Raw genomic sequence first — 25,533 nt, 5'->3', positions numbered from 1 at the left:
TGAGCACGGCACTGGACACCCGGATCTCGGTCCGCACCCTGTTCGAGGCCCCGACCGTGGGCGTGCTGGCGACACGGGTCGAGGCCAACGCGGGCGCGGGTCGCAGGCGGCGCGAATTGGTGGCTGGTCCGCGCCCGGCGACGATTCCGCTGTCGTTGGCGCAGCAGCGGATGTGGTTCCTGAACCGGTTCGACACGAGCAGCGCGGTGAACAACATCCCACTGGCGGTCCGGCTGACCGGCACGCTGGACGTGGACGCGTTGCGTCGGGCCGTGGCCGATGTGGTGGATCGCCACGAGGTGCTGCGCACGGTGTACCCGGAGACCGCCGAGGGCACGGGTGTGCAGGTCGTGCTGCCCGCCGGTCGCGAGGGTCTGGATCTGACGCCGATCCCGGTGTCGGAGGACGAGTTGCACGAGCGGATCAGCGCCGTCGTGCTGTCCGGGTTCGACGTGACCAGCGAGGTTCCGGTGCGGGCCGCGCTGTTCCACATCGCGGCGTCGATGGACGGTTCGCGTCCGGAGACCCACGTGCTGGTGTTCGTGGTGCATCACATCTCCGGTGACGGTTGGTCGGTGCGTCCGCTGGCGCGGGACGTGATGGTCGCCTACGCGGCGCGTTCGCGGGGCGAGGCCCCGGGGTGGACGCCGCTGCCGGTGCAGTACGCCGATTTCGCGCTGTGGCAGCGCGAGACGTTGGGTTCGGAGGAGGACCCGGGTTCGCTGATCGGTGAGCAGATCGCCTTCTGGTCGACCACCCTGGCGGGTCTGCCGGATCAGTTGGATCTGCCCTCGGATCGGTCGCGGCCCGCGATCGCCTCGAACCGGGGCGAGGTGTTCGAGTTCGCGCTCGACGCCGAGTTGGTCGGGAAGTTGGACGCGTTGGCGCGGGCGAACGGCGCGAGCCTGTTCATGGTCGTGCACGCGGGTCTGGCGGCGTTGCTGGCGCGCCTGTCCGGTGGCGACGACATCGCCATCGGCACGGCGGTCGCGGGGCGTGGCGAGGCCGCCTTGGACGACGCGATCGGCATGTTCGTCAACACCTTGGTGCTGCGCACGGCGGTCACGCCCGCGCAGACCGTCGCGGAACTGCTCGCGTCCACCCGCGACACCGATCTGGCGGCGTTCGGGCACGCCGACCTGCCGTTCGAGCGGTTGGTGGAGATCCTGAACCCGGCGCGTTCGCAGGCGCGGCATCCGTTGTTCCAGGTGATGTTGTCGTTCCAGAACACCGGTGAGGCGTCGTTCGAGTTGCCGGGTCTCGAGGTCGCGGGTGTGGCCCTGGACGTGGTGACGGCGAAGTTCGATCTGCATCTGAACGTGTCGGATCGACTGCGCGCGGACGGCACGGCCGACGGTATGACCGCCGAGTTCGCGTACGCGACGGATATGTTCGACGCCGCGACGGTGGCGAGGTTCGCCCGGTGGTTGACGCGGTTGCTGTCGGCGATGACCGAGCGCGTCGATCTCGCGCTGGGCGATATCGAACTGCTCGACGCCGAGGAACGGCGGCGCGTGCTGTCGGTGTGGAACGACACCGCCCACGTGCTGGACCGGGACGCGACTCTCGTCTCGATGTTCCAGGCGCGCGCGGTCCGCAATCCGGGTGCGACGGCGTTGACCTTCGAGGGCGTAGACCTGTCCTACGGCGAGTTCCACGCCCGGGTCAACCGTCTCGCGCGGTACCTGGTGGGTCTCGGTGTCGGGCCGGACACCCTGGTCGCGCTGGGGATGCGCCGCTCGATCGACCTGGTCGTGGGCATGTACGCGGTGAGCGTGGCCGGTGGCGCGTATGTGCCGTTGGACCCGGATCATCCGGCCGACCGCACCCGCTACGTGCTGGAGACCGCGTCGCCGGTCTGCGTGTTGAGCACCGCGCGTGACGAATTCGACGCGGGATCGGTCCCGATGCTGGATCTGGAGACGCTGGACCTGTCGGAGCATGCCGACACCCCGCTGACCGACGCCGACCGTCGCGCGCCGCTGCGTCCCTCGCACACCGCCTACGTCATCTTCACCTCCGGTTCCACCGGTCGTCCGAAGGGTGTGGCGGTCTCGCACGAGGCGATCGTGAACCGCTTGGTGTGGATGCAGCAGACCTATCCGTTGACCGGTGACGACGCGGTGTTGCAGAAGACCCCGGCGACCTTCGACGTGTCGGTGTGGGAGTTCTTCTGGCCCTTGCAGGTCGGCGCGCGCCTGGTCGTCGCCCGTCCCGACGGTCACCGCGATCCGGCGTACCTGGTGCGCACGATCGTGGACCAGCACATCACCACGGCGCACTTCGTGCCGTCGATGATGTCGGTGTTCGTGGCCGAGGCGGGCGCGGCGGAATGCGTGAGCCTGCGGCAGGTGTTCGCCTCGGGTGAGGCGCTCCCGGCGGCGACCGCGCAGCGGTTGCGGGAACTGACCGGCGCGTCGCTGCACAACCTGTACGGCCCGACCGAAGCCGCCGTCGACGTCACCTTCCACGAGGTCACCGACGTCGACCAGGTCAGTGTCCCGATCGGCGCTCCGGTCTTCAACACCCGTGTCTACGTGCTGGATTCGCGTCTGCACCCGGTCGCGGTGGGTGTCGCGGGTGAGCTCTATCTCGCGGGCGTGCAGTTGGCGCGCGGGTACGTCGCGCGCCCGGATCTGACCGCCGACCGTTTCGTGGCGAACCCGTTCGACCCGGCCGGCGGTCGGATGTACCGCACGGGCGACTTGGTGACCTGGACCGCCGACGGCGAGTTGGAGTACCTGGGCCGCACCGACTTCCAGGTCAAATTGCGCGGTCTGCGCATCGAACTCGGCGAGATCGAAGCCGCGCTGACCGGGATCGATGCCGTCGCCCAGGCCGTGGTACTGGTCCGCTCGGACGAGCGCCTCGGTGACCAACTGGTCGGCTACATCGTCCCCGCGGCGGAACGGGTGATCGATGTCGAGGCGATCCGCGCGGAACTGTCCGCGGACCTGCCCGCCTACATGGTGCCCAACGCGTTCGTGACGTTGGACGCCTTCCCGCTCAACGCCTCCGGCAAGCTCGATCGCAAGGCGCTGCCGGAACCGGTGTTCGAGGTCAAGGTCTTCCGCGCACCGACCACCCCGATCGAGGAGATCGTGGCCGGTGTGTTCGCCGACGTCCTCGGCGTCGCGCGGGTCGGCCTGGACGACGACTTCTTCGAACTCGGCGGCAACTCGCTGCTGGCCACCCAGGTCACCGCACGTCTCGGCGCGGCCCTGGACGCTCAACTCGCGGTGCGCGACCTGTTCGAGTCCTCCACCGTCGCCGCGCTGGCCACCACCGTGGAACGGCTCGCGGGCTCGGGACGCAGCAGGCCGCGCCTGACCGCCGTGCAACGGCCGGAACAGATCCCGCTCTCGCCCGCCCAGCAGCGCTACTGGTTCCTCAACCAGTTCGACACCTCCGCCTCGGCCGTGGACAACATCCCGCTGGCCGTGCGGTTGTCGGGCACCCTCGACGTCGGCGCGCTCGCCCAGGCGATCGGTGACGTCTTCGCCCGCCACGAAGTGCTGCGCACCACCTATCCGAGCGCCGAGGAAGGGCCGCGCCAGGTCATCCTGCCGGTCGCGCCCACACCGCCGGAACTGGTCGCGGTGCAGGTGCCGGAGAGCGAGATCGTCGACACCGTCATCCGTTTCGCGCTCACCACCTTCGACGTCACCCGCGAGGTGCCGTTGCAGGTGGCGCTGTTCCGGGTCACCGGAACCGGTTCGGCCACCGACGAACACGTCATCGCGTTCGTCGTGCACCACGTCGCGGCCGACGGCGCGTCGATGGGCCCGCTGGCCCGCGACCTGATGGCCGCCTACGCCGCGCGCGTGGAAGGCGACGCGCCGCACTGGACCCCGCTGGCGGTGCAGTACGCGGACTACGCGCTGTGGCAGCGCGCGGTCCTGGGCTCCGAGGACGATCCCGACTCGCCCGCCGCCCGCCAGGTCGCCTACTGGCGATCCGCGCTGGCCGGACTCCCGGACCAGTTGGAACTGCCCGCGGACCGGCCGCGCCCGCCCGCGCAGTCCTTCCAGGGCAAGGCGATCCGTTTCGAGATCTCCCCGCAACGGCACGCCGGACTGCACGAGGTGGCGCGCGCCAACCAGGCGTCGCTGTTCATGGTCGTGCACGCCGCGCTCGCGGTGCTGCTGGCCCGTCTGTCGGGCACCGACGACATCGCCGTCGGCACCCCGATCGCGGGCCGCGGCGAACGCGAACTCGACGACCTGATCGGCATGTTCGTCAACACGCTGGTGTTCCGCACCACCGTGCGCCCCGGCGACCGGTTCGCCGACCTGCTCGCCGACGTGCGCGAACGCGACCTCGAGGCGTTCGCCAACGCCGACGTGCCGTTCGAGCGGTTGGTGGAGGTGCTCAACCCGGAGCGCTCCACCGCCCGCAACCCGCTTTTCCAGATCGGCCTGTCGTTCCAGAACCTGGCCGAGACGGCGCTGACCCTGCCCGGACTCACCGTGAGCGCGGTCAACTTCACCTCGCAGTTGGCCAAGACCGATCTCCAGGTCACCGTCTACGACCGCTACGACGAGGACGGCACCCCCGCCGAACTCATCACCGAATTCGGTTACGCCATCGACCTGTTCGACGAGTCGACGGTGCAGAACTTCGCCGACCGGTTCGTTCGGGTGCTCGACGCGATCGTGGCCGACACCGCCGTCGAGGTGGGCGAGATCGACCTGCTCACCCCGGCCGAACACGACCGCATCCTGACCGCGTGGAACGACACCGACCATCCGGTGGACACCGAGGCCACCCTGGTCACCTTGTTGGACGCGGCCGTCGCGGGCGCGGCGCCCGGCACCGTCGCCCTGGTCGCCGACCAGGATTCCGGCGACCGGCAGCACCTCACCTACGCCGACCTCGACGCGCGGGTCAACCGACTGGCGCGCCACCTGCTCGACCTCGGCGTCGGCCCGGAGGACCGGGTCGCGCTGGCCATCCGTCGCTCGGTCGAGTTGATCGTCGCCATGTACGCGGTCACCAAGGCCGGTGCGGCCTACCTGCCGATCGACCCGGACCAGCCCGCCGAACGCGTCGACTACATCCTCGACACCGCCGCGCCGGTCTGCGTGCTGACCACCGCGCGCGACGGGTTCACCACCGCCGCGGCCGAATCGGTCGTCATCGACGAGGTGGACCTGTCCGGGTTCGCGAGCGACCCGGTGCGGACCGAGGAGCGGCGCGGTGCGCTGACCGCGGCGAACACCGCCTACGTCATCTTCACCTCCGGTTCCACCGGCAAACCCAAGGGCGTAGCGGTTCCGCACGGCGCGATCGTCAACCAATTGCTGTGGAAGACGGCCGAATTCGGGCTCGGCAGCGAGGACGCGGCCCTGCTCAAGACCGCCGCGACCTTCGACCTGTCGGTCTGGGAGTTCTGGTCGGCCACCGTCAGCGGCGGCCGCCTGGTCATCGCCACCCCAGACGGCCACCGCGACCCCGCGCGGCTCAACGAATTGATGCGGGCCACCGGGGTCACCACCCTGCACGTGGTGCCGTCCATGCTGGACGCGCTGCTCACCGAAGCCGACGGCCGCCTGCCGGATTCGCTGCGCCGCGTACTCGCCATCGGCGAGGCGCTGCCCGCCGCGACCGCGCAACGGTTCCTGGCCCGCAACGCCGCCCACCTGTTCAACCTCTACGGCCCCACCGAGGCCGCGGTGTCGATCACCAGCCACCTGGTCACCGACGCCGACACCGTCTCGGTGTCGATCGGCGCGCCGGAATGGAACAGCCGCGTCTACGTGCTGGACGGGCGACTGCGTCCGGTGCCGGTGGGCGTCTCCGGTGAGCTCTACCTCGCGGGCAGCCAGTTGGCGCGCGGCTACTTCGCGCGACCCGACCTGTCCGCGGAACGGTTCGTCGCCGACCCGTTCGGTCCCGAAGGCGCCCGCATGTACCGCTCGGGCGACCTGGTGGCCTGGAACGCCGACGGCGAACTGGAATATCGAGGCCGCACCGACTTCCAGGTCAAGATCCGCGGGTTCCGCATCGAACTCGGCGATATCGAGGCCGCGCTGCTGCGCAGGCCCGGCATCGCCGCGGCCGCGGTGCTGGCCCGCACCGATCCGGGACTGGGGGACCGGTTGGTCGCCTACGTCGTCCCGACCGTGGCGAGCCTCGACCCCGAGACCGGCGAACTCGACCGGCGCGCACTGCAATCCGCGCTCTCGGCCGAACTGCCCTCCTACATGGTGCCCAACGCGTTCGTCGCGCTCGAGGCGCTGCCGCTCAACGCCAACGGCAAACTCGACCGCAACGCGCTGCCCGAACCCGCCTTCGAGAAGGCCGTGTTCCGCGCGCCGACCACCCAGGCCGAGAAGGTCATCGCCGGCGTGTTCGGCGATGTGCTCGAAGCCGACCACATCGGCGCGGACGACGACTTCTTCGCCTTGGGCGGTAACAGCATCCTGTCGATCCAACTGGTGTCGCGGGCCAAGTCGCTCGGCGTGGTGTTCAGCGTCCGCGACGTGTTCGACCAGCGCAGCGTCGCCGCGCTGGCCTCGGTCGCCGACACCGGACCCGACCCGCGCCTGGCGCGGATCCGGGAACTGCCCGGCGGCGGCGTCGGCGAGATCCCGCTGACCCCGGCGATGCGCGCCGCGCTGGCGACCGGTGCGCCGCACGAGCACTTCGCGCAGGCGGCCCTGCTGCCGCTGCCCGCCGCCCTGGACTGGGACACCCTGGTCGAGGCGCTCACCGCGATCCTGGACCGCCACGACGCCCTGCGCACCCGCCTGCGGGCCGCGCCGGACGGTTGGTCGTTCGAGGCCCTCGCGCCCGGATCGCTCGACGTCGAATCGCTGCTGTCCGAAGCGCGGGTCGAGAAGAAGACCGACCTCGCCGCCCTGGTGGACGACGAGCGTCGCGCCGCCGCGGACCGCCTCGACCCGGCCGCGGGCGTGATGACCCAGTTCGTGCTGTTCACCTTCGCCGACAACCGTGACGACGAACTGCTCGTCGTCGCACACGGTTTCGTCGTGGACGACCGGTCCTGGCAGATCCTGCTCGCCGAACTGACCCACGTCGCCGACCGGTTGGGGGTGGACGCGACGCCCGCGCTGCCCGAGACCGGCACCACCCTGCGGCGCTGGGCCACCACCGTCGCCGAGACCCCGGACGAGGTGGACGAGACCTACCTCGCCCAGCTCACGGCGAGCCCCGACGCGCTGCTGGGCGCACGCGCCCTCGACCCGGCGACCGACACCGCCGACACCGTGCGCCAGGTGCGGGTCACCGTCGAGGCCGACATCACCGCCGCCCTCGCCGACACCCTGCCCGCCCGCTACCGGGCCCGGGTCGCGGACGGTCTGCTCGCCGCGCTCGCGATGGCGGCGACGCGCTGGCGGTCCGGCGCGGTCACCCCGATCCGGATCGACGCCGACGGCCGCGCGGCCGACTCCGTCGCCGGAGCCGACCTGTCCCGCACCGTCGGCGGTTTCACCACCGCCAACCCGGTGCGGATCGACCTCGCGGGTGTCGACCTCGACGACGCGTTCGCGGGCGGAGTCGCGGCCGGTGCGGTGCTGAAATCGGTCAAAGAACAGGCCCTCGCGGTGCCCGGCCAGGACCTCGGCAAGGAATTCGCGGAGGTCGGGCAGATCGCCTTCCACCACCGCGGCGCCCTGCCCGCCGAGATCGTCACCGTGCGCGAGGCGCGCATGCCCGCGCCCGCCACCGTCGACATCGACACCGTCGTCCTGCCCGACCCGGCCGGACAGCGCCTGGTCGCCACCTTCTCCTACGCCTCCGGCCTGCTCGACGAGCAGCGGGTGCGGGAGTTGGCCGACCTGTGGGTCGCGGCCCTCGGCGCGTTCGCCGTGCACGCCGCACGGCCCGACGCCGGCGGCCACACGCCGTCCGACATGCCGCTGGTGCGCGTCGGCCAGAGCGATATCGAGCAGTGGGAACGGGACTACCCGAGCCTGCGCGAGATCTGGCCGCTGACCCCGTTGCAGTCCGGTCTGCTGTTCCACGCGTTGATGACCACCTCGGCCGTCGACGTCTACACCATCCAGGCCGTCATCGCCCTGCACGGCGTGGTCGACGCCGAACGCCTGCACCACGCCGCGCAGGGCCTGCTCGACCGCTACCCGAACATGCGGACCGCGTTCGTCACCGACTCGACGGGACAACCCGTGCAGGTCGTGCTCGACCGCCTCGACGTGCCGTGGCGCGAGGTCGACCTGACCGACGTCCCCGCCGCCGACCGCGACGCCGCGCTGAAGGCCGCGCTGGCCGCCGACGAAGCCGACCGCTTCGACATGGCCGCGCCGCCGCTGGTGCGCTTCACCCTGTTCCGCACCGACGAACAGCAGTGGCACCTGGCCATCACCACCCACCACGTGCTGCTCGACGGCTGGTCCATGCCGCTGCTCATGCAGGACCTGCTGGTCCTCTACGCGGTGCGCGGCGACCTGGGCGCACTGCCCGAGATCGCCTCCTACCGGACCTTCCTGGAATGGCTGGCCACCCGTGACCTGCGGGACTCGCTGCGCACCTGGGCCAACGCCTTCGACGGCGTCAACGAACCCACCGAACTGGCCCCGCAACCGCGCACGCCCGAGCAGTACGAGACCGGCAAACTGGTCACCGAACTCGACGTCGAACGCACGCGCAGGCTCACCAAGCACTGCGCCGAACTCGGCATCACCGTCAACACGCTGGTGCAGGCCGCGTGGGGCATCCTGCTCGGCAGGCTCACCGGCCGCGCCGACGTGGTGTTCGGCGCGACCGTGTCCGGTCGACCCGCGGAACTGTCCGGCGTCGAATCGATGGTGGGCCTGTTCATCAACACCCTGCCGGTGCGGGTCCGCATCGACGACGGCTCCAACATCGGTTCGCAGTTGCAGCGCCTGCAACGCGACCAGGCCGACCTGCTCGACCACCACTACGTCGGCCTCGCCGACATCCAGCGCGCCGCGGGCCCCGGCTCACAGTTCGACACGCTGTTCGTGTTCGAGTCCTACCCGATCGACCGCGAGGCGATCGAGGCCGCCAGTTCCATCGACGGCATGTCGGTCACCGGTGTCGACGTCAGCAACTCCACCCACTACCCGCTGACGTTGAAGGTCGCCGCCGAATCCACCCTCGGCATCGACATCGAATACCTGACCAGCCGGTTCACCGCCGAGGAAGTGCAGACCCTCGCCACCCGCCTGGTGCGCGTGCTCGAAGCGCTGCTCGGCGACCCGGCCGGCCTGGTCCGCGACATCGACATCCTCGACGACGCCGAACGCGCCCGCCTGCTCGCCGAATCCGGGATCGCCGCCGCGGCCGCCCCGGAACCGACCCTGGTCGGCGCGCGCACGGTCGCCAAGGTGCTCGCCGAAGTCGTCGAAGCCGACCCCGAGGCCCCCGCGCTGCTCGACAACGGCGAGGAGATCGCCTACCACGTGCTGGACCGGCGCTCCTCGCAGTTGGCGCGCGTGCTCATCGCGCACGGCGCGGGCCCCGGCGACATCGTCGCCGTCGCCCTGCCGCGCTCGGTGGACTCGGTCGTCGCGGTGTGGGCCGTCCAGAAGGCCGGCGCCGCCGCCCTGTTCGCCCACGGACTCACCCCCGACGACATGCTGGCCGCGGGCGCCACCTTCGGCATCGGCGGCGAACAGGTCACCGGCGAGATGCGGTGGCTCGTCCCGGCGGACCCGGCCGTGCAGACCGAACTGTCCGCCGCCGCGGCCCACCCGGTCTCCTACGCCGACCGCCTGCGCCCCCTGGGCGAGAACCACACCGCCTTCGTCCACGTCACCGACGGCACGCGCACCGCCCTCACCCAGACCGAAGCCCTCGACCTGGCCATCGGCGTGCGCGACGACAACGGCATCGACTACGAATCCACCACCTACACCACCGCCTCCACCGGCCGCCCCGCCCTCCTCGAATTCCTCGCCACCGCCACCGCCGGAGCTCTCAGCGTCCTCCCCGGCGACGACGTCTCCGAGGACCTCGCCGAAGGCGAAGTGACCCACTGGTTCCTGACCCCCACCGACACCCCCGACACCGCCGACCCCGAAATCCGCCTCATCCCCGCCGACTGACCCAAGCCCGGTCCGGAACCCTTTCCGGACCGGACTCGCAATCCCATAGCCATCGGACATCGCCTCGGGTACTGTCGCGGCCGAAGTGATCAGAAGGGGGTGCGCGGCCGTCCCACAGTCGGCCGCGCTGTAGCCGGGCGTGGTGCAGACCACCGGGACCGAGGGGGGACTACATGGTGATACCCGCGTTCGACAGTGAGTCGGGGCATCTGCCGCCGGGCCGCTATTCGTGCACCCTCGAGGAAGTGGAAGAACATCTCGTCAGCGGCGAGCGGTTCAAGTCGTCATCGAACCGCGGCGCACTGTTCGGTGGCCTGCTGCGGTATCTCCTGGACTGGGGGGAGGTCCCGCGGAAGACCGGGGTCGGCGACCCGATCCTGCGGTCCGTGTGGATGGCGGGCAGCTTCGTATCCCCGAAGCTGGAGCCGGGCGATCTCGACCTCACGGTGATCATCGACGGTGGCACCGCGGACGCCATGCGTGGCAAGCCCGGATCCAAGGCCATTCGTGACTTGACCCAGCATCGTGACGGCGTCAAGCAGCGGTACGGTCTGGAGGTGTTCACGCTGCGCTGGCATCCCGTGGTTCACCTGCATCAGGCGAACCCCGCGCTGTCCGCCGCCGAACTGGCCTATCTGAGCGATCGTGGCCGGTATGACGACTGGTGGCAGCGATGCCGTCTCGACGAAGCGGATCTACCATCGGTGGAGAGTTGCGCGAGTCGACGCGGCTACCTGGAGGTGCGGTGGTGAACATCCGCGACCGGTTCGCCCGCTACCTGACGGACTACGAACCGCATCCGGCGCTCGACGGGGTCGAGGACGAACCCGCTTCGACCTATCTGCGTCGTGCGACCCTCGACGGCTTCAAGAAGTTCGACCCGAACGCCTACCTTCCCGGCTTCGCGGGCTTCCGACTGTACGGTGGCCGATTCGAGGAAGGGTTGTTCGACGCACACGCCGCGGAGATCTACGGTCGGCTGGATCGGGAGATTCGGGCGGCGGTCGCGCCCGAGGTCGCCGCGGAACTGGAATTCGGGTTCCGCTCGATCCGACAGGGCAGCGTCGTACTGCCGCTGGAACCGTTCACCGCGGCGGTCGCCGATCAGGATCAACTGCCCGGCGCACTGCCCTCACCCTTGGAAGCGGCGCTGATCCGGGTCAGTGACCTCCACGACGCCGTCGAGGCCGGGCCGGACGGCCCGAACGGCATGTCCGCAGAACTGGCCAAGCAGCTACGTCTGCTGATCGAGTCGTTGGATCATGCCGATGCCAACCTGGAGATCATGCTGTCGCGAACCGACGGCAGCGAGCGGCGATCCCACCTGACCCGTCGCGGCCGCGCCAACGGCAGGACGATGTTCGGCAGGAAGATCGAGACCAACACCGAGATCGTCGCCGGAGTGCTCGCTGCCGTCGAGGTGCGTGACGAACTCGCCAAGATCGAAGTCCGCGTCGGGAAGCGCAAGACAATCCTGATCGAACGGGTACCCGCGGACGTCGCCAAGCGCGGCATCGAGTGGGACGTCCCCCTACGGATCCTCGTGCGTACCGAACACGGCTCCGACCGTTTCGACGCGCAGAAGAACGTTGTCCGACAATTCATCCGATTGATCGGTCACGAGGAGCCGCTGCCCCTGGAGATCAATGGCGAGGAGGACTGACCCCCGAGCCCGGTCAGGAACCCTTCTGGACCGGACGTCACCCAGTGCTGTGGTCCACGGTCACCCTATGGGATGCGCGAAGACCCTGGGTTGCGTAACATATATGCCACAGTCAGTGTGGCGTCGGAGGGAACTCGATGAGTGACCGGAGTGTGTTCTGGGACGACCTCGCGGAAGACTTGAAGGACCCCGAGTTCCTCCGCGAGTACGTCCTCAACTCGATACGTGTTCAGACGATCGACTCGATCGTCGGTGCGCTCGACCAAGCCCGTGCGGAAGCGGATCTCTCCAAAGCGGCGTTGGCCCGTGCGGTCGCACTCGAGCCGTCCGTGGTTCGTCGCTTGTTCAGCGCCGAGTCGAACCCGACGCTGCGCACGGTGTCCGATCTGGCCGCCGCACTGGGGATGCGTGTCGCGCTCGTGCCGCTCGACGGGGCGGAGAGCGACGTGGTCGCCACGGCCCTGAGAACAGGGACGACGGAGGATCTGGCGAGCTTGGCGGGCGCGGTGCGGTGCTACACCGCGCCCGCGCGGGCTAGTTGATCGATCGCGGATTCGTCGCGAAGTACTCCGCGCCCAATTCGCGTATCTCCGCGTAGTCGGACGAGCGCAGGACTGTACGCAGCGGCTTACTTCGTCCGTCGAAGACCGCCAACAGGGGCTTGGGTCGCCCCTCCGCCCCGTAGTCCAGTCGGCAGAAGACTCGGTGGTGGGCCTTTCCGAAGTCGCACCGCACCTCATACCAGCCGGTCATCTCGCCGTGCATCGCCTCCCAGTACCCACCCCCGGCGAATCGTTTCGGCGGGGCGGCGGCCACTTCGGCGAGTACTGCCACGACCTTCGCGCGCACACTCGTCGGCAAGGCCCGGATGTACTCGCGTCCCGGCATCTGTCCACTCGGGAGTCGACGGAAATACACCACGTCGTGTGGGTCGTCCGATGACGGCCCGGTCCTGATCGTGGGCCTCGCGGCAAGGCGACTGCCGCGTCGCCCTTTGTCAGGTGACATCGGTGCTCGGGGTCGGCGCGCCATTCCGGTTTTCGACGGCGCCGGCAAACCTTGCACGTCTGAATTCCGCTGTGCAGCTATCGATTCGATCACTGTGTTCGGTCACCGCGTCAGTATCCGAGTCACCTCCGACAAGTTCGCGGCGGGATCGGATTCGATCCTGTCCCGGGAACGGTGGCGCTGGGCCGGTCGACCGCCGAAGCGGTCAGTGGGGGATGCGGTAGCGGAGGTGGGTGACCGTCTCGGAGGGGATGGTTTCGGCGAGTTCGAGGGGGTGGGCGGGGAGGCCGCGGAAGAGGGATTCGCCGCGGCCGAGCAGGACGGGGACCAGGTGCAGGACGAGTTCGTCCAGGAGGTCGGCGGCGAGGTATTGGCGGACGGTGGCCGCGCCGCCCGCGATCTCGACGGGTTTGTCGCCCGCGGCGGCGCGGGCTTGGTCGAGGGCGGATTCGATGCCGTCGGTGACGAAGGTGAAGGTGGTGCCGCCTTCCATCGTGATCGGCGCGCGCTCGTGGTGGGTGAGGACGAAGACGGGGCAGTGGTAGGGCGGGTTGGGGCCCCACCAACCGGTCCAGTCCAGGTCCCAGTCGCCGCGGCTCGGGCCGAACATGTTGCGGCCCATGATGTGCGCGCCGGTGTCGGCGTGGATCTCGGCGAGGAGTTTCTTGTCCTGTTCGCGTCCGGGCCGGTCGGTCTCGAACATCCACTCGGTGAGGGCGCTCGCGCCGGTGCCGAACGGGTTCTCGAAGGTCTGGTCCGGCCCGGCGGTGAAGCCGTCGAGGGAGATGGCGAGGTTGGCGGTCACTGTGGTCATGCCCGTAGGTCGAACGGGCTCGCCGGGAATCGACATCGGTGGGGGAACTTTCTGTGCGGTCCTGCGCGAACTCGTTCCCGTCTCAGTATGCCCCGCGGACCGGGGCTTGCCGCAAGACCCACCCCGCCGGGCAGAATCGCTGCTCTCTGAGAAGGAAACCGCAGGTGAAGGGGTCTGTTCATGCGTGCTCTGATTTCCACGATCGGCTCGCGGGGCGAGGTGCAACCCGCTGTCGCGCTGGCCGTGCGACTGGCCGAACTCGGTCACGAGGCGGTGGTGTGCGCGCCGCCGGATTTCCGGGAGTGGGCCGAAGGGTTCGGTGTGCGGTACGTGTCGGTCGGTCCGGTCCTGCGTGGCACGGCCAAGGCGGCCGCGGGCGTGCCGACGCCCGAGCAGCGACAGCGGATGATCGACGGCACGGTGGCCGAGCAGTTCCGCGCGGTCGACGCGGCGGTGCGCGGCTGCGATGTGGTGGTGGCGGGCGGCGCGCTGGCGATCGCCGCGCGTTCGGTGGCCGAGAAGTGGTCGCTGCCCTACGTGTACGCGGCGTTCGCACCGATCACGCTGCCGTCGCCGCACCACGCGCCGCCGGTCTTCGGCATGCTCGGCGACCAGGTGGCTGAGCGGTCTCCCGAAGCGCTGTGGGAGGCCGACCGCGAACGCTGGAACCTGATGTGGTCCGCACCGCTGAACGCGCACCGCGCCGCGCTCGGCCTGCCGCCCGTCGAGGACGTGCGGCGGCACCTGTTCACCGAGACCCCTTGGCTGGCCGCTGATCCGGTCCTCGCGCCGTGGCCGGGCGCACCGGACCTCGAGGTGTTCCAGACCGGTGCCTGGCTGCTCGATCAACCCGCCCCGCTAGCCGCGGACCTCGAGAAATTCCTCGACGCGGGCGATCCACCGGTCTATCTGGGCTTCGGCAGCGCACGCGCCCCGCACGGCATAGCGGACGCCGTCGTCGCGGCGGCCGGGCGACTCGGGCTCAGGACGGTCGTCGCGGCGGGCTGGGCCGACTTGTCCGTCACCGACCCGGACTGCCTGGTCGTCGGCGAAGTCGACCAGCGAGCGCTGTTCCGGCGCGTCGCGGCCGTGATCCACCACGGCGGCGCGGGCACGACCACGACCGCCGCCGCCTCGGGCGCACCGCAGGTGATCGTGCCCCAGATGTTCGACCAACCCTATTTCGCATCCCGGGTCGCGGATCTCGGCATCGGCGTCGCGATCCGCGAGGAGCCGACGGAAGCGGTTCTCACCGAAGCGCTTTCGACGGCCGTCGGCCGACGCTCCGCCGCGCGCGAACTCACCGAGTCCGTGGAGACCGCGGGCGTGACCCGCGCCGCCCGCGCGCTGGTGGCCTCGGCCGCGGGTCGCGATCACCCTGCCGGAAACGGCTCGGAGTGAGCCTGCGGTCGGGACGCCAGAATGGGAGGGTGCACGTTCCACGCACCCTCCCGTTCCGCGGCTGGGTCACCTGGCTGACTCCGGAGCAGGGCGGCCGCTCGTCCGGTCCGCCCCGCACCCCGGCCGACAAGTACTACGCCGCCACGGCCTTCGTGCCGCCGCGCACCCCTGGGGACGGTTCGGCGTCGGTGGTTCTGCGTGTGCGCGATCGGGCGGCGTGGTCCTCGTCGGCGGCGGCGGGATGGCTGGTGGTCGGCAACGAAGGACCGCATGCCGTTCGACCCGGCAGCGTTCTGGTCGTCACGGAAGGGCCGCGCGTGGTGGCCTACTTCCACGTGACCGACGTGCTCGACACCCACTGAAACAGGCTGGTCGGTCGGTCTTGGCTGGCTGTCCCGGAAGGTCGGACCGGTGCGTGTAGCGCCGTCACGGGCCGAAGCGGTCGATTCCCTGCTTCGTGCCGGATTCCTTGCGGCCGTTTCCGCCCACTGTCCCGGACGGCCGTTGTCAGGAGGGGGAGAACGCCGCTAAGCTCCAGCCGCATGTGAGTCACAGTGGTCTCACATAGGCGAGGAAGGCGGAACATGGCCCGGCGAACGATGAGGTATCGCAGGTGCGCGGTCGCGGCGATCACGGTGCTGGCGGCGACCTTCACGATGGCGACCGCGGTCGCCGACCCCGGCGCGAACGCACCGGTCGCGGTCCAACCCGCGCCCGCCATCGCGGTGCCGCCCGAACTCGATCCCGGCTTCTACCGGCCGTCCCCCGAGGTGGTGGCGAGCCGCGCCCCCGGCGAGATCATCGCCGCGCGTCAGGTCAACGTGGCCAACGCGGGTCTGATCCCGATCAACGTCGACGCCTGGCAGGTGTCCTACCGGTCGAACAACACCCGTGACGAGCCGATCGCGGCGGTCGCCACGGTGCTCAAACCGCGCGGGTCGTCCCCCGACAAGATGGTCTCGATGCAGATCGCCGAGGATTCGCTGGCGGCCTACTGCTCGGCGTCCTACGCGGTGCAGCAGTGGTCGGCGGCCACCGTTCTCGGACAGATAGTCGCGCCACTGGAGTTCATCGTCGCGCAGGCCGCGGTGCAGCAGGGCTGGGCGGTGGTCATCCCCGATCACCAGGGACCGGACAGCGCGTTCGGCGCCGGACCGCTGGCCGCCCGGATCACCCTCGACGGCATCCGGGCCGCGCGCGTCTTCGAACCGCTGCGCCTGACGCCCGACGCGCGGATCGGCATGTACGGCTATTCCGGCGGCGCCATCGCCACCGGGCACGCCGTCGAACTGAAACAGACCTACGCGCCGGAACTGAATATCGTCGGCGCGGCCGAGGGCGGCGTGCCCGCCGATTTCGGTCCACTGCTCGACATCGGCAACGGCCAGATCTGGTCCGGGATGATCATGGGCGCGGTGCTGGGCCTCGGCCGCGAATACACCGAATTCGGCGACCTGCTCGACCGGAATCTGGACCCGCTCGGGCAGGGGCTCGCCGCGATCAAGGGCGGGCTGTGCGTGCAGTACAACACCGTGCTGCTGCCGTTCGCGAACCTCAAAGGCATGCTGCGCGTCCCCGAGGGCGACCCCATGCGCAATCCGGTGGTGCGCGACGTGCTCGACAAGACCCGCATGGGCAAGGCCGTGCCTGATATGCCGATGTTCATCTGGCAGGCCAACCCGGACGAACTGATCCCGGTCGGTCCGGTCAACACGCTGGTCGACACCTACTGCCAGGATCCGAACGCCCGGGTCCGCTACGTCCGCGAACATCTCGGCGAACACATCACCACCGAAGTCTCCGGTTCGGCCACCGCCCTGCTGTGGCTGCGCGACCGGCTGGAGGGAATTCCGGCCGAGCAGGGCTGCTCGGTCACCGACAACGGTCTGATGGCCCTGAACCCCGAGGGGATCGCGCTGCTGGGCCAGACCTTCGGCGACACCGTCGCCTCCTTCTTCGGCCACCCGATCGGGGTGCGGTGAGCGGTCCGGTCATTCGCCCGTGAGTTCGCCCGCCCTTCGCCACGATTCGCGTTCCGCGGCGAAGGCGCGGGCCTGCACGGCGCGGAAATCCTCTATGGCCGTGTCGTTCTCGGCCAGGAAGCGGCGGTAGTCGGCGAGGCGGAACTCGCCGTCCTCGGTGCGGACATCGACCGATCCGGCCGCGAAGTCGGCGCGCAGGTCGGTCAATTCGTCGGCTTCCACCGGATACCACCGGATGCGGTCGAAATAGCGCAGCAGCCAAGGGGATTCGGTGGCGCGATGATTCCACACCTGGGTCGTGCGGCCGACGAACTGGTAGCCGCCGGGCCCTTCCATGCCGTAGACGCACAGGTAGGCGCCGCCGATGCCGACCGCGTTCTCCGGCGTCCAGGTCCGCGCCGGGTTGTATTTCGTGGTGACCAGGCGGTGGCGGGGGTCCATCGGCGTGGCGACCGGCGCGCCCAGGTAGACGTCGCCCAGGCCGAGGACCAGGTATTCCGCGCCGAACACGGTGTCGTAGACCTGCTCGACGGTGTCGAGTCCGTTCATCCGTCGGATGAATTCGATATTCCACGGGCACCAGGGCGCGTCCGCGCGCACACCGTGCATGTAGCGGGTGATCGCCTCGCGGGTGGACGGGTCGTCCCAGGACAGCGGCAGGTGCACGGTGCGACTGGGCACCACCAGATCCTCGGCCGCGGGCAGCAGCGTCTCGGCCTCGGCGAGCAGGTCCAGCAGGCGCGGGACGGGCAGCACGTGCGGGTCGACGCGGATCTGGAGTGAGCGCACGCCCGGCGTCAGTTCGCGCACACCGCGCACGTCCGCCGCGAGCAGGTGGGTGTGCAGGGCGTGGACGCGCGCGCGAAGCCCGAGATCCAATGTCATGGCACCGTATTCGACCAGCACGCCGTCATCGCCCGCCCGGCGGTAGGTGACAGCCATCTCGTCGTCGACCTCGGCGCGGCGCAGCACGCCGTCGTCCCCGTCGCCGCCGACCGAGAGCACCGCGGGCCAGGTCGCGCGCCGTCCCGCGCCGAGTTCGCGCAGCGAGGCGGCGTGTTCGCGGCGGACCGGCACGAATCGCACGGTGTCGCCGGGCACGAGCTGACCGAGTTTCCAGCGCTCCGCGGCGACCACCGTCACCGGGCAGACGAATCCGCCCAGGCTGGGACCGTCCGGACCGAGCAGGATCGGAGTGTCGCCGGTGAAGTCCAGCGCCCCCACCGAATACGGGGTGTCGTGGATGTTGGACGGGTGCAGTCCGGCCTCGCCGCCGTCGGTGCGCGCCCATTCCGGCTTGGGTCCGATGAGCCGGACGCCGGTGCGGTCGGAGTTGAAATGCACCTCGTAGTCGGTGCCGAGCACGGCGTCGATGTCGGCGCGGGTGAAGAACTCCGGCGCGCCGTGCGGTCCCTCGGTGACGGCGAGTTCCCACTGCCGGGTCAGCACGGGCTGATCCGACATCGGCACCCCCGCGCTCGCCCGGCCCACGGGCGCGCCCAACGGCAGGCGCTCCTCGGCGCGCAACGCCTCGCCGGTGCCGCCGCCGAACTTCCCGAGCGTGAACGTCGCACTGCTGCCTAGATATTCGGGCAGTTCGAGGCCACCCTCGATCAGGATGTAGGTGCGCATGCCGGGGCCCAGGACCGCGCCGACGTCGAGGACGCCGCCCGCCGGGATCTCCAGCGTCCGCCACATCCGCGCGTCCACGCCGTCGACCTGGACCCGGGCGGGCGCGCCGGTCACGCAGACCCGAGCGCCGCCGGGGAACCGCAGCGCCGGACCGCCGAGCGTGCATTCCAGCCCGCCCGCGCCTTCCGGATTGCCCAGCGCCCGGTTGCCCAGACGGAACGACAGGTCGTCCATCGGGCCGGACGGCGGGACGCCGACGTGCCAGTAGCCGATCCGGCCGGGCCAATCCTGCACGGTGGTCAGCATTCCCGGCCGCACCACCTCGGCGACGGCGGTGACCGCCCGGTCGGTATCGGCGACCTGTCCGGGGGAAGTCTCGACATCTGCGGCGGCTTGTCCGGGAGAAGTCTCGACATCTGCGGCGGCTTGTCCGGGAGAAGTCTCGACGCCTGCGGCGGCTTGTCCGGCGGACGTCTCGACACCCGCGTCGACCTGCCCGGCAGATGCCTCGACGCCCACGGCTTCCGTCGGGGCGGCGCTGCGGACCCCCGCTTCGGGTCCGCGCGCGATGCCCGATCCGGCGGCGGTCTCGGCCAGTTCCGTGACGCTCATCGGGTCACCACCATCCGGACCGGCGTCGGGTCGAAACCGTTGCAGGGGTTGTTGATCTGCGGGCAGTTCGACACCAGTACCAGCGTGTCGATCTCGGCGCGCAGCGTGACCGACTTACCGGGCGCGGACAGTCCGTCCACGATGCCGAGGGTGCCGTCGGTCTCGACCGGAACGTTCATGAACCAGTTGATGTTCGATACCAGATCCCGTTTGCCCAGGCCCCATCTCATCGCCTCGATCAGGAAGTTCTCGACGCAGGCGTGCTGGTGGCGGGTGTGGTGACCGTAGCGGAGGGTGTTGGATTCCTGCGAGCACGCGCCGGCGATGGTGTCGTGGTTGCCGACCGCGTCGGCGACGACCGTCATCAGCGGGACGCCCGCGTCGGTGCGCAGCACGCTGCCGGTGGTGAGGAAGATGTTGCGCTGCGCGGTGACCGTGGCCTGCGCGCTGTAGCGGTCGGTGGGGTCGGCCGCCGAGTAGAGCAGGCAGTCGACGGCCTGGTTGCCGTGCAGGTCGATGATCTCGAGGTGGTCGCCCGCGCGCACGACCGTGGACCACGGGGCGCAGGCGGGGACGGTCTCGTCCAGGACGACGGTGCGGGTCGGTGCGGTCATGCCGTGGCCTCCGTGGTCAGGGCGGCGGTCCAGGCCGCTTCGGTGTTCTCCACGGCCCGCCGGTATTCGGGGTCCGCGTTGTGTTCGGTCACGAGGTCGGCGGGCGCGGACCAGGCGACCACGTCCAGATCGGTGGTGGCGCGATCGTCCAGCGGATGCGGCGCGTTGGCGATCAGCAGCGTCACCGGCAGGTGGATCAGCAGGTCGACGCTCGCGCCGGGACCGTGTCCGCCGGTCGGGGTCAGCGCGCCGTCGGCCTCGACCCGCACGCCGCGGAAGAACGAGACCGTGGGGCCGATGTCGCGCGGGGCGAGTCCCTGTTTCACCCCGGCCAGGCGCAGCAGATCGCGCGCGGTGTCGGACGGTCCGCACAGGGTGTCGTGGTGTCCGGAGATGTCGGCCAGCACGGTCGCCAGCACCCGGCCCTGGTCGGAGAGCAGCGGATGACCCGACGAGAGATACGCCTGCCACGGCACTTTCACCGTGTCGGCGACATTGAGCCGTTCCCAGGGGGCCTCGGCGCGCAGCAGCAGGACGTGGGCGCAGGCCGCGCCCGCCGGGTCGCCGAGTCGGACGCGGGTGCCGCGGCCGAGGACGACGCAGGCGTAGCCGTCGGCGGGCAGGCGCCGCGCCCAGGTGAGCCGGTCCGCGGCGACGTCGTCGGGCAGGGTCGGCAGCGCGATGGTCGCGGCGGCGGCCTGGGCCCTGGCGTGCGAGCGCGCGCCTTCGGTGGACGCGGTGGTCATTGGGATGCTCCCTTCGCGGGCCGCCCGGTGCGGGCGGCGGTGAGATCGGTGGGCGGTGACGGGTGGTGGGCGGTCCCGTGCCCACCACCCGCCCCGGTTCAGGCGGGGGCGACCGCGGTCTCCGGGTTCTGCGCCGCGCGGGGTCTCGCGACGACCGTCCGGTGCACGGCCAAGCCGACCGCGATGACGGCGAGCACGAACAGCGGTGCGGCCCAGCGCATCCACCAACCGCCGCCGTCCGGGGTGTAGACCTCGGCGCGCGGCCAGGCCAGGTTGATCACCATCGCGATGCCCCAGACCACGGCGACCGCGTTGATCGGCAGACCCCAGCGCCCCAGCGAGAACAGCCCGGGTTCGCCCTGCTCGCTCCATCCGCGCAGCCGTCGCAGCAGCAGCGGCACGGTGACCAGCAGGTAGGCCAGGTAGAGACTGACGATGCAGACGCTGGCCAGGGTCGCGAAGATCGCGCCGTTGCCGAGGTTGAGCACCAGCAGGCCGATGCCGAGGACGCCGATGACGATCGCGGGCAGCACCGGCGTGCCGTAGCGCGGGTGCACGGCGGCGAGTTTGGCGGCGAAGGGCAGTTTGCCGTCGCGGGCCATCGAGAACATCAGGCGCGAGCCCGCGGTCTGGATGGCCAGCGTGCAGACCATGATCGCGATCGCGACGCAGCCGAGCAGGACCTTGCCGGGCGCGCTGTCGAGTTTGGCGGTGAGCACGTAGGCCAGGCCGTCGGCGGCCAGCGCGCCGTCGTCGAGACTCGGCGCGGCCATCAGCGCGCCGAGCAGCATGAGTCCGCCGCCGAGCGCGGAGACCGACAGCGCGGTGAGGATGGTGCGCGGCGCGACGGTGCGCGGATTCTTGGTCTCCTCGGACAGTTCGCCCGCGGAGTCGAAGCCGACCATGACGTAGGCGGCCATGAGTCCGGAGACCAGGAACGCCGCCCAGTAGGGGCCGGGCGCGGCGTGCTCGGTCTGGAACACCACGCCGGGTCCGCGTTCGGTGTTGACGAAGAACAGCGCGATGATGGCCAGCACGCCGACGATCTCGATGGTGACGCCGATGGAGTTGATCCGGGCCATCAGGTCGATGCCGATGACGTTGATCGCCGTGGTGATCACCAACAGTACGCTGCCGAGCAGGACGGCGTTGCTCGCGCCGGAGGGCGAGGTCAGCGCGGTGTCCTCGCCGATGATCTGGAAGCCGCTCCAGATCGAGGGCAGTACCACTTGCAGCGCGATGGCCGCGGCGGCCGCGGTGACGATCTGGGCGATGACCATCATCCAGCCCGCGAACCAGCCGATGATCTCGCCGCCGAGTCGCCGCGACCACTGGTAGATACAGCCCGAGATCGGGTAGCGGGCGGCCAGTTCGGCGAAGTTCAGCGCGACCAGCAGTTGGCCCGCGAACACGATGGGCCAGGTCCAGAAGAACGCGGCGCCGCCGAAGGAGTAGCCGAGTCCGAAGAACTGGAAGATCGTGGTGAGGATGGAGACGAAGGAGAAGCCCGCGGCGAACGAGGCGTAGCGGCCCAGTTTGCGGTGTAGGACCGGTTGGTAGCCGAAGCTCTCCAGATCGGCGCTGTCGCGTTGGTCGGGCGGGGTGGGCGGGGAAACCGTTGTGGCCATGGGCGAATCCTTCGGCGAAGCGGCCAATACCTGTCGAATGACAGTTTTGCGTTTCCGATCGCGCGAACGGTGACCTGCGTGTATCGCTTGCGGTAACGCCCGTAACGTTCGTGTTGCTCCGATTTCTATCAAGTGACAGAAACCTCTCACCGGTTGCTCACCCGCCGAACGGCCCAGCTCCGCCCCGTGCGGGCGCACGCCGAGCGGGGACCCCGACATCGCGGAGTCGCCTCCCCTCGGGCGATGGAACAATGGGGGCGTGGCGAATCCTGGCCCCGGCCGCCCCCGACTGGAACAACGCGCCCGCCGCGGCGCGACCGCCCGCGCCGAGATCCTCGACGCGGCGGGCGAACTGTTCACCATCCACGGCTACGCCAACACCTCCACCAGGGCGGTCGCCGACGCCGTCGGCATGCGACAAGCCTCGCTGTACCACCACTTCGCCGCCAAGGACGACATCCTCGACGCGCTGCTCAGCGAAACCATCGCCGCCCCACTCGAACTGGCGGCCCGCCTGGCCGAGCACGACGCGCCCGCCGCCGTGCGCCTCTACGCGCTGGCCCACTCGGACGTGCGGCAACTGTGCGCGGCGCACTGGAACCTCGGCGCGCTCTACCTGCTGCCAGAAGTGCGCACCGAACGATTCGCGCCCTTCCGCCTACGCCGCGACCGACTGCGCCGCCACTACGAGAGCTTCGCCGCCGAGGTGCTCGCCGCCGCCGGAACCGACGGCCTGACCGGCGCCGAAACCCTCCCGTTCCGCCTGGTCGAGACCGTCATCAACATGCGCTCCGACGAAGGCGACCCGCCCGCGCACGCCGCCCGCGTCATCCCCGACACCACCCTGCGCATGCTCGGCTGGACCGGCGACCTCGCCGAGGTCCGCTCGGCGGCCGACGCACTCCTGGCCGCGCCCCTGCCTCTCGGCTGAACGAAGCACACCGGCTGGCGAGCGCCGGCCGGCTGAACATGTCACGCGGCTGAGTGAGCCCGTCGACTCGACCTGCCCGTCTGGGGCTGAACCCACCCGGCGGCCGAACGAGCCTCTCGGGGGCACTCGAAAGGTCCACCCGAGAGACCAGCCGACCCTGCCGAGAAACCTCGCGCCGTCCGCGAGACTTCTCGGCCGAGGGAATCGATCGCCCTCGGCCGAGTGCCCGACTCAGCCCTTGCCGCGACCCGCTTTGAAACCGAAATCCCAGTTGTAGCGCTGGGCGATCTCCATGACACCGGCTCCCGGACGTCCGGCGGGCGGACGGATGAAGGTGCCTTCACGGCGGACCACCAGTTCGCCGTTGATGTTCTCGATGTGTGCCAGCACCGCGTCGCGCGAGTCGTCCTGGCAGCCGTCGAGAGTCATCTCGATGGGGGTGGAGTTCAGCGGGTACAGCGTGACGGTGGCGTGCACACCGCGGAAATCGTTGGCGCCCTCGTAGATCGAGGTGAACACCAGGATGCGCCGGAAGTGCGCGGTGAAATCCAGGTTGATGTCCAGGTTCTCGCCGCCGGCGCTGGCACCGGTGCGGTCGTCCTGGTCGAGGCGGATGAACGGCGGTTGGTGCAGGTCGCCGAAGGAACGGTCCAACGCGCGCACCGAACCGATCCGGCCGTCGGACAGCTCGAAGAAGCAGCTCAGGTCCAGGTCGAGGCCGCCGCCACCGCGTTTGCGGCCGAACAGGCCGCCGCCGCGGTTGGACTGCGGGCTGGTCCAGTTCAGGTTGACCCGCATGGTGCCGCCGGTCGCGCCCTGCTTGGTCAGCGAGACCGCGGGCGCTTCCTTGGTCAGCGAGATCTTGCTCAGGTTGACCGGCGCGCCGCCCGCGGGCGGCGGTGGCTGCTGCGGCGGGAACTGCTGCCCGGGCGGCGGTGCGAACTGCTGACCCGGCGGCGGCGCGTACTGCTGCTGATCCGGTGGCGGTGCGTATTGCTGCTGATCCGGTGGCGGTGCGTATTGCTGCTGTCCGGGCGGCGGTGCGTATTGCTGGCCCGGCGGGGGCGCGTACTGCTGACCCGGCGGGGGCGCGAACTGCTGGCCTGGAGGCGGCGGCGGTGCGAACTGCTGTCCGGGCGGCGGTGCGTATTGCTGCTGCGGGGGAGCGTATTGCTGTTGAGGCGGCGGGGGTGCGTACTGCTGCTGTCCGGGCGGGGGCGCGAACTGCTGCGGCGCGGCGCTCTGCTGGGGCGGCGCGGCGGGCGCGTCGTCGACGGAGATGCCGAAATCGGTCGCCAACCCGGCCAGACCCGACGCGTAACCCTGGCCCACCGCGCGGAACTTCCACGCGCCTTGGCGGCGGTAGAGCTCGCCGAGGACGAAAGCCGTCTCCGTGCTCGCGCCGACCGGGTCGAAGCGCGCCACCTCCGCGCCGTTGCTCGCGTCGAGCACCCGGACGTAGAGGCCGCGGAACTGACCGAAGGTCCCGCCGTCGGAGGACGCCGCGATGACCACGGTCTCGATCTGCGGCTCGAGTTGCCCCAGATTCACCGACAGCGAGTCCAGGACCGTCGGCCCCTGCTGCTTGCCCTCGTGACGCACCGCGCCCGAAGGGTGCTGCGCTTGGTTGTAGAACACGAAGTCGTCGTCGGACCGGACCTTGCCCGCCACCAGCAACAGGGCGGACGCGTCCGCGTCCGGGACACCCGGACCCGATTGCCACCCCAGTTCGATGCGGACCGCGGACATCGGTACCGGTACGTTGGCACCCTTCATCATCGACACATCAGCCAACGTATATGAACACCGTGCCGCGCGTCATCCGGTCCCGCCCCGACCCGGCGGCGACCGCGCGGATCAGCGCGTCGGCGGCGCGATCTGCCAGTGCGCGTTGAGCGCGCCCGCGATCTCCGGCAGCACCGTGACCGGAACCCGCTTGCGTCGCAGCATCTCCCGGATCTCGGTGACCTGTTCGCGTTTGCGCAGGTCGTAGGCGCCCGATACCGGGCCGACCACCGGCGGGATGGACAACAGCACCAATTCGCCGTGCCGCTCGTCGCCGCCCGCCAGATCCAGCGCCAGCGACCAGCGGGCCTGCTCGTCGAGGGCGAAGCGGCCCGCGACGACCCGGTCCCAGGCGATGCTGGTCTCCGACCACGGGGTCCGCCGGTAGATGGCGGCCTCGGTCAGCACGATCGCGTCGCGCCCCAGCATCGCCACCAGCAACGCGACCCCCGCGACCAACCCGGCCAGCAGTCCGGTCACCACGCGGTTGACCCCGAACCCGAGGGTGATCGCCGCGCAGACCGACGCCGTCACCGCGACGGTGAGCACGGAGTAGAGGGCCAACCTTCCGGAGGGCACAACGCCCGCCCGCACCATCGTCATATCGCCTCCCGCCTTCAGCGGGTTCACCGTACCGCGAGTCGGGCCGCCCCCGGACGCGG

The 25,533-nt window shown here is 70.3% G+C and carries 16 protein-coding genes; 8 read left to right on the top strand and 8 right to left on the bottom strand.

Going from position 1 to position 25,533, the window contains the following annotated elements; all coding sequences use genetic code 11:
* From ON30_RS23260 to ON30_RS23245, 4 genes are all read left to right on the top strand, one after another.
* On the top strand, positions 1-10,055 hold a 10,055-nt coding region (locus ON30_RS23260; RefSeq protein WP_040710114.1), incomplete at its 5' end, for a non-ribosomal peptide synthetase.
* 173 nt (positions 10,056-10,228) lie between these two features.
* The gene (locus ON30_RS23255) at positions 10,229-10,807 is read left to right on the top strand and encodes a DUF6932 family protein (protein WP_245554181.1); all 579 of its coding nucleotides are present in this window, start codon (positions 10,229-10,231) and stop codon (positions 10,805-10,807) included.
* Entirely contained in the window at positions 10,804-11,718 is a 915-nt protein-coding gene (locus ON30_RS23250; protein ID WP_040710126.1) for a hypothetical protein, read from the top strand. Before ON30_RS23255 ends, ON30_RS23250 begins: the two co-directional genes overlap by 4 nt.
* A gap of 152 nt (positions 11,719-11,870) precedes the next feature.
* A complete protein-coding gene (locus ON30_RS23245; RefSeq protein ID WP_063719930.1) occupies positions 11,871-12,260 on the top strand; it encodes a helix-turn-helix domain-containing protein in 390 nt (129 codons plus the stop codon).
* Here the strand turns inward: ON30_RS23245 and ON30_RS36330 are convergent.
* Positions 12,253-12,606 carry a hypothetical protein gene (locus ON30_RS36330; RefSeq protein WP_245554180.1) on the bottom strand — a complete coding sequence of 118 codons (354 nt, stop codon included), beginning with the start codon at positions 12,604-12,606 and terminating at the stop codon, positions 12,253-12,255. The two genes, ON30_RS23245 and ON30_RS36330, sit on opposite strands and share 8 nt — an antisense overlap.
* Positions 12,607-12,931: 325 nt before the next feature.
* Positions 12,932-13,540, bottom strand: a complete 609-nt coding sequence (locus tag ON30_RS23235; protein ID WP_040710113.1) for a dihydrofolate reductase family protein — start codon at positions 13,538-13,540, stop codon at positions 12,932-12,934.
* A 180-nt stretch (positions 13,541-13,720) separates the two neighbouring features.
* Here ON30_RS23235 and ON30_RS23230 point away from each other — a divergent pair, with 180 nt between their 5' ends.
* From ON30_RS23230 to ON30_RS23220, 3 genes are all read left to right on the top strand, one after another.
* The gene (locus ON30_RS23230; protein WP_040710112.1) at positions 13,721-14,941 is read left to right on the top strand and encodes a glycosyltransferase; all 1,221 of its coding nucleotides are present in this window, start codon (positions 13,721-13,723) and stop codon (positions 14,939-14,941) included.
* A gap of 29 nt (positions 14,942-14,970) precedes the next feature.
* Positions 14,971-15,303: a hypothetical protein gene (locus ON30_RS23225; RefSeq protein WP_051029832.1), complete on the top strand. Its 333-nt coding sequence runs from the start codon at positions 14,971-14,973 to the stop codon at positions 15,301-15,303.
* 237 nt (positions 15,304-15,540) lie between these two features.
* Positions 15,541-16,923: a lipase family protein gene (locus ON30_RS23220; RefSeq protein WP_051029831.1), complete on the top strand. Its 1,383-nt coding sequence runs from the start codon at positions 15,541-15,543 to the stop codon at positions 16,921-16,923.
* A gap of 9 nt (positions 16,924-16,932) precedes the next feature.
* Here ON30_RS23220 and ON30_RS23215 read toward each other — a convergent pair whose 3' ends face one another.
* The 4 genes from ON30_RS23215 to ON30_RS23200 form a co-directional block, all read right to left on the bottom strand.
* Entirely contained in the window at positions 16,933-18,861 is a 1,929-nt protein-coding gene (locus tag ON30_RS23215; RefSeq protein ID WP_040710119.1) for a 5-oxoprolinase/urea amidolyase family protein, read from the bottom strand.
* A 302-nt stretch (positions 18,862-19,163) separates the two neighbouring features.
* A complete protein-coding gene (locus ON30_RS23210) occupies positions 19,164-19,781 on the bottom strand; it encodes an urea amidolyase associated protein UAAP2 (RefSeq protein WP_040710110.1) in 618 nt (205 codons plus the stop codon).
* Entirely contained in the window at positions 19,778-20,527 is a 750-nt protein-coding gene (locus tag ON30_RS23205) for a DUF1989 domain-containing protein (RefSeq protein ID WP_040710109.1), read from the bottom strand. Before ON30_RS23205 ends, ON30_RS23210 begins: the two co-directional genes overlap by 4 nt.
* 98 nt (positions 20,528-20,625) lie before the next feature.
* Positions 20,626-22,155: an amino acid permease gene (locus ON30_RS23200; protein ID WP_040710108.1), complete on the bottom strand. Its 1,530-nt coding sequence runs from the start codon at positions 22,153-22,155 to the stop codon at positions 20,626-20,628.
* A gap of 259 nt (positions 22,156-22,414) precedes the next feature.
* On the opposite strand from ON30_RS23200, the gene ON30_RS23195 reads away from it, so the two are divergent.
* Complete coding sequence (locus tag ON30_RS23195) at positions 22,415-23,086, top strand: TetR/AcrR family transcriptional regulator (RefSeq protein WP_040710106.1); 672 nt, start codon at positions 22,415-22,417, stop codon at positions 23,084-23,086.
* 231 nt (positions 23,087-23,317) lie between these two features.
* Here ON30_RS23195 and ON30_RS23190 read toward each other — a convergent pair whose 3' ends face one another.
* Together ON30_RS23190 and ON30_RS23185 are read right to left on the bottom strand one after the other, a co-directional pair.
* Positions 23,318-24,862, bottom strand: a complete 1,545-nt coding sequence (locus tag ON30_RS23190; protein ID WP_040710104.1) for a TerD family protein — start codon at positions 24,860-24,862, stop codon at positions 23,318-23,320.
* Between the two features lie 81 nt (positions 24,863-24,943).
* Positions 24,944-25,501 (bottom strand): hypothetical protein, encoded by a 558-nt coding sequence (locus ON30_RS23185; protein ID WP_245554178.1) that lies wholly within the window; start codon positions 25,499-25,501, stop codon positions 24,944-24,946.
* Positions 25,502-25,533 lie beyond the last annotated feature (32 nt).

It is taken from the genome of Nocardia takedensis NBRC 100417 (assembly GCF_000308695.1).
In the GTDB taxonomy this organism is placed as follows: domain Bacteria; phylum Actinomycetota; class Actinomycetes; order Mycobacteriales; family Mycobacteriaceae; genus Nocardia; species Nocardia takedensis.
This window is presented reverse-complemented; position numbering and strand designations above follow the sequence as displayed.